The sequence below is a fragment of the Caldisericia bacterium genome, assembly GCA_021158845.1.
Classification (GTDB): Bacteria; Caldisericota; Caldisericia; order B22-G15; family B22-G15; genus B22-G15.
This window is the reverse complement of the sequence record JAGGSY010000132.1, coordinates 1-5,487: the sequence shown is the minus strand read 5'-3', so window position 1 is coordinate 5,487 and position 5,487 is coordinate 1. Positions and strand designations below refer to the sequence as shown.

5 protein-coding genes and 1 pseudogene are annotated in these 5,487 nt (G+C 38.4%); 5 read left to right on the top strand and 1 reads right to left on the bottom strand.

The annotated features are described in order from the left end of the window. The 5 genes and pseudogenes from J7J33_04900 to J7J33_04880 form a co-directional block, all read left to right on the top strand. Positions 1-593: radical SAM protein (locus J7J33_04900; GenBank protein MCD6168625.1), on the top strand; the 593-nt coding region annotated here is incomplete at its 5' end. After that, positions 560-1,354, top strand: coding sequence for a lipoate--protein ligase family protein (locus J7J33_04895; protein ID MCD6168624.1), 795 nt, complete (start codon positions 560-562; stop codon positions 1,352-1,354). The genes J7J33_04900 and J7J33_04895, both read left to right, overlap by 34 nt. Positions 1,355-1,625: 271 nt before the next feature. Then, entirely contained in the window at positions 1,626-2,873 is a 1,248-nt protein-coding gene (locus J7J33_04890; GenBank protein MCD6168623.1) for a DUF1116 domain-containing protein, read from the top strand. A 30-nt stretch (positions 2,874-2,903) separates the two neighbouring features. After that, positions 2,904-3,722 (top strand): annotated as a pseudogene (locus J7J33_04885) (cyclase family protein). Positions 3,723-3,725: 3 nt separating this feature from the next. Next, the gene (locus J7J33_04880) at positions 3,726-4,544 is read left to right on the top strand and encodes a cyclase family protein (GenBank protein ID MCD6168622.1); all 819 of its coding nucleotides are present in this window, start codon (positions 3,726-3,728) and stop codon (positions 4,542-4,544) included. Positions 4,545-4,608: 64 nt separating this feature from the next. Here J7J33_04880 and J7J33_04875 read toward each other — a convergent pair whose 3' ends face one another. Further along, positions 4,609-5,349 carry an N-acetyltransferase gene (locus tag J7J33_04875; protein ID MCD6168621.1) on the bottom strand — a complete coding sequence of 247 codons (741 nt, stop codon included), beginning with the start codon at positions 5,347-5,349 and terminating at the stop codon, positions 4,609-4,611. Between the last annotated feature and the right edge of the window lie 138 nt (positions 5,350-5,487).

Genomic DNA, 5,487 nt, shown 5'->3' with positions numbered 1-5,487 from the left:
GTATAAATACATACTCAGAAAAACTTATAGATAAACTTTTCCTTCTTGGTGCAGAAAGGATTGGATTACCAATTGATGTTGTAAATCCAAAACTTCATAAATCCCTTAGAGGAGGAGATTTCTTTAAAAAACTCCAATTTATTTTAAAAATGGGTGAAAAGCACAAGGGAAAAATTACAACACATATAATAGTTGGTCTTGGCGAAAGTGATAGAGAAATTCTATCCCTTTATGAAATATTTACAAAAAACAGTATAAAGGTTGCTCTCTTTGCATTCACTCCTGTAAGAGGAACAGAGCTTCAAGACTTAAATCCTCCAGATATTCTAAGATACAGAAAGATTCAGGTTGCTACAAAACTGATAGAGAAAGGTACTTCTCTATCAGATTTTGAGTTTGAAGAAGACAGACTCCTCAAGCTACCAAAAATCTCTATAGATGAACTAAAGAAACTCAACCCATTTGTTACAAGGGGATGCCCAGATTGCAATAGACCTTACTACAATGAGAAACCTAAAGGGACCATGTATAACTATCCATATAAGTTGAGTGAGGAGGAATGGGAAAAGGAAATTTCCCTCTTAAAATTATAAACTGGGGTTACTTTTCTCCATACAGAAACATGGCTATTGATGAAGCACTTCTTACATCAAGGAGAGAGGATAACTCCATTGTATTTAGAGTTTATGGATGGAAACCTTATAGTGTCTCCATCGGCTTCTTTCAATCTGTAGAAGAGATAAATTTAGAGTATCTCAGGGAGAAAAATATTCCTTTTGTAAGAAGACCCACTGGTGGAAAGGGAGTTTACCATGCAAATGAAATAACATACTCAATTGTAATACCCTCATCCCATGAAATTTATAAATTAAGTACTGTAGAATCCTTTAAAGTCATCTCAAGAATATTTTTAAATTTTTTAACCAGACTGGGGTTCAAACCTCAAATCACAAAAAAGAGTGGAGGAAAGCATAGTTTTTGTTTTTCCTCCTCCAACTACTACGAAATATCCATATATGGAAAAAAGATAGTTGGTTCTGCACAGAGAAGAAAGAGAGAGGGGATTCTTCAGCATGGTTCAATTCCCATATCTCTTGAGATGGAGGAGATAAAAAGGATCTTTTATTTAAAGGATACCTCTTTCTTTACATCTCTTGATAGATACATACCCAGTGTAAAGCTTCAATCACTTCTTGATATTCTTATCAGTGAAGTAAAGGAACTATTTGGAAAGGATGGAGTTTCATATTTAGAAAAACCAGAAGAAGGTATCATTCATCTTGCAAACAAACTTGAGAAGGAAAAATACAGCACCCATTCATGGAATTACAGAATATTAAAAGAGTTTAAGTAACATTCGTTTAAATGATTACAAATTGACAATAAAACCACATATTAAAAGTTTTTTTCTGCATATAAAAACTCTTGACAATCAGATTAAAAGATATAAAATAGAAATTGGTTAAAACTTTCGGTAAGGTAGGTGAAAGATTGTTCAAATGTAGTCTTTACTTAACAAAAGAGTTGATTCAAATATGCGGGTTAAAAACCTACCTTCACACAACACCTCATTTTTTGAATTCCACAAAACATTTTTTTTATAAAAAAATAAAGGAGGTGCATAAGTGGTAGACATTGAAAAAGCCAATCAGGAGGCTTTAAAACGTGTTCTTGATGCACAACCAGTATGGGTAGATGTCCAAAAAGCCATTGACGTCATTCCAGGTATGAAAAAGAATATGCTTCTACACGCGGGACCACCTGTCACATGGGAGAGAATGAGTGGACCACAGAAAGGTGCTGTTATGGGAGCCCTTGTCTATGAAGGTCTTGCTAAAACTCCAGAGGAAGCAGCAGAACTTGCTGCATCTGGTGAAATCATATTTGAACCAAACCATCATCATCATGCAGTTGGCCCAATGGCAGGTATTATTTCTCCCTCCATGCCTGTCGTTGTTATTGAGAACGAGACTTTTGGTAATAAAGCCTACTGCAATCTAAACGAGGGTATTGGAAAAGTCTTGAGAATGGGCGCCTACTCTCCCGATGTTATTGAGAGACTTAAATGGATGGAGGAAGTGGAACTTCCAGTTCTTCAGAAAGCAATAAGAAAGGCTGGAAAAATGGAGATGAAGCCAATTATGGCAGAAGCTCTTACAATGGGTGATGAGCTTCACAATAGAAGTAGAGCTGCATCATATCTTCTCTTCGCAAAAATCACTCCATACCTTCTTCAGACAATGGATGATATAAAGAAAACCAACGATGTAATTGATTTCATGTTCGCAAATATTCACACATTCCTTCCATTTGTAATGGCAAGCTGCAAGGCAAGTCTTGAACCAGCAGAGAATATTGAAGGAAGTTCAATGGTTACAGTTATGGCAAGGAATGGAACAGATTGGGGAATCAGAGTTTCTGGACTGGGAGATGAGTGGTTCACAGCACCATCACCTGTTCCAGATGTGCTTCTATTCCCTGGATTTAAGAAAGAGGATGTGGGACGTGATATTGGTGATAGTGCAATTATGGAAACGAACGGACTTGGAGGAATGGCAATTGCATCAGCTCCAGCCATTATCAAGTTTGTAGGTGGAACTGTAAAACTTGCAGTGAATAAGAACCGTGAAATGTATGAAATTACAGTAGGAGAGAACAATGCATACAAGATTCCATACTTTGACTTCAGAGGAACGCCAACAGGCGTAGACATTTTAAAGGTTGTTCAGAAGAATATACCTCCATTCCTTGATACAGGTGTGGCTCACAAGGATCCAGGAGTTGGTCAGGTTGGAGCAGGACTTGTCGATGCCCCAATGGAGTGCTTCAAGAAAGCAGTTGTTGCCTTTTCAAAGAAATATGGCAGTAAGTAATTAAATACTTAAAAAAGGAGGTTGGTTGATATGACCAACGAGGAATTCTTAAACTTGATGCAAAAAGCAAAACTTTATGATTTAACTCAGCCTTTAAGCATTTTCACTCCTCCATGGCCTCATGACAAAGCACTTGAGATTCACTTCTTTAAGAGAGTAACGGGAGCTTATGGAGGAGGACAAGGTGCAAATGGACAAATCTTAAACTGGAGCAATACCACAGGGACACACCTTGTTGGAGAGACTGCCTATCATTCAGGTGGCCGTGCAATAAGTGATATTAAACTTAAAGAACTTTCAGGACCTGGTGTCGTAGTTGATATATCAGATATGGTATCAGATTACAGCGTTTACACTCCTGAAATGATAATGAAAAAGGCAGATGTAAAAGAAGGAGACATTCTCATTATCTATACAGGATACAGCAAATACTCATGGGAGAAACCAGACTCCAGCGAATTCCACTACCTTGTGAGACACCCAGGACCCTCCATGGATTTCTTCGAATGGGCAATGAAGATGAAACTCAAATGGGTTGGTGTTGATTGTGGAATGGTTGAACATCCGATGAACACCCCAATAAGATGGTGGCATGAGAGAGAGTTTAAGAAGGCTCAGGAGAAGTTAAGGAAAGACTTTGGAAAAGAGTGGGGAGAGATGTTCCCTGAGGAAGAGTACTATGAGTTAATGCACATAAAGGTTCCAAAATCTCACCTTCTATTTGTTGAAAGCATTGGTGGAGATATTGATAAGGTAAAGGGAAAGAGATTATGGATTGCAGCAGAGCCAATTCCATTTATGGAAACTGAATCTGCATGGGCAAGAGTTGTAGCTTATGAAGCTCCAGAAGGTATGGACAACAATGAGTTCATCCAGATCATGGAATCAATGGAGCAGTATGACTTAACTGTTCCATTCAGCGTAAGGACACCACAGTGGTTAAACTACGAACCTCTCTCAATAAAGTATCATAAGAGAGTTGGTGGTCAGCAGTTTGGACTTGGAAGAAATGCATCCATCTGTAATGCAAGTATTCACCTTGCAACACACATGGATGGTGAAAAGCACTTCTATCCAGCAGGAAGAACAATAGGTGAAACTCCACTGGAGGACTGGGTTGGTCCAGGAGTTATAGCAGATATCTCTGATATGGTAAGTAACTCCAGTGTTTACACCCCTGAAATGATAAAGAAAGTTGTTGATATCCGTAAAGGTGATATCCTTATTATAAAGACTGGATGGTACAAGTATGGATGGAATAGCCCTGATTCAGATGAGTTTAGATACATGGTTAAACACCCAGGACCATCCCCTGATTTTGCTCAGTGGGCACTTGATATGAAGATAAAGTGGATAGGGGTTGATGCAGTAAGCGCCGACCACCCAATGAACACGATAATGAGAATCTGGCATCCAAGAACATTTGAAGAGGCAAACAAAAAACTCATCGAACAGTTTGGTAAAGATTGGGATGAGATGTATCCAATTGATGAATTCTATCAGGTAATGCACATTAAACTCTTCCCGAAACACCTTGTACATGCTGAAAACCTTGCAGGAGATATTGCTCATCTTCCAAGCGGAAGATACTATATTGCAGCATTTGTAGTTAAGGGTATGGAACTTGAGTCAGCATGGGGTAGATTTGTTGCCTGGAAGATGAAGGAGTAAAGAGGTATAAATTTAAAAAGCCCCAGGAATTCCTGGGGCTTTTTTATTTTGTTTCTCTTTTAAATTAAACCTCAATCTCCTCAGGAATAATTATCTTTTCGTTCTTCTTTATGAGTTCCTCTGGTGGATTGGGTTTGAAGAATGAGCCATGTGCTACATGCTCAAGGTAATCTTTTTTAATCTCCTCTTCCCACTGCTTCTTTGAGAGATAGTAAATTTTTGCTCCACCAAGTTCATGCTGATACTCAGGCCATGGATATGTTGGAAGTGCCATACGGAGTCCACCCAGTCTCCAACCATTGTAACTTTCAAATGTTGCCCAGAACTCCTCATTTTTACATATCTCAAAAGCATACCATGCCTTTGCATAGAATAAAACTGCACCTGCATTCACTTTTCTCTTGAATGCCATGGTGTGGAGAGAAATATTCACCTTCTCGTCTCTTATTCTTCCATTGGCCATCCCTACTGGAACTCCATTCTCTAAGCCAAGGAAGAAATACTCGTCTTTCATTCTTTTTCTCTTAATGGCAAGAAGTTCTGCAAAAACTCTTGCTCCAACGATGTCATAGAAATCATATTCAACATCAAGGTATTTTTTAATAAAACCAAGCATCGGATCAATCTCTTCTTCCTTGATTGGGCGGATCAAAACCTGATGCTTGTTTCCTTCCCTGTCAACAATCTCAGACCACATTGGTGGCATTTCTGGAGCATTCAAAGGTGCCTGAACAAGTCCCTCCAACCACTCTGCTTTAAATGTGTACTCAGTCTTCCTTAACTTTGCTGGAATTGGTTTTTTCATGGTGCCTCTACCTCCTTAAAGTTTTCTATTTAAATTTTATGGTTAAATCCTCTCAATGTCAATAAAATCTAAATTTCACACTAATTCACAAGTTTCTCTAAAAGATTTTTTACTATGGCATATGCGTTTAACCTACCT

Coding starts and splice junctions, on each gene's coding strand:
- J7J33_04895 (MCD6168624.1), top strand. CDS start 560: ATGGGAAAAGGAAATTTCCCTCTTAAAATTATAAACTGGGGTTACTTT.
- J7J33_04880 (MCD6168622.1), top strand. CDS start 3,726: ATGGACAACAATGAGTTCATCCAGATCATGGAATCAATGGAGCAGTAT.
- J7J33_04875 (MCD6168621.1), bottom strand. CDS start 5,349: ATGAAAAAACCAATTCCAGCAAAGTTAAGGAAGACTGAGTACACATTT.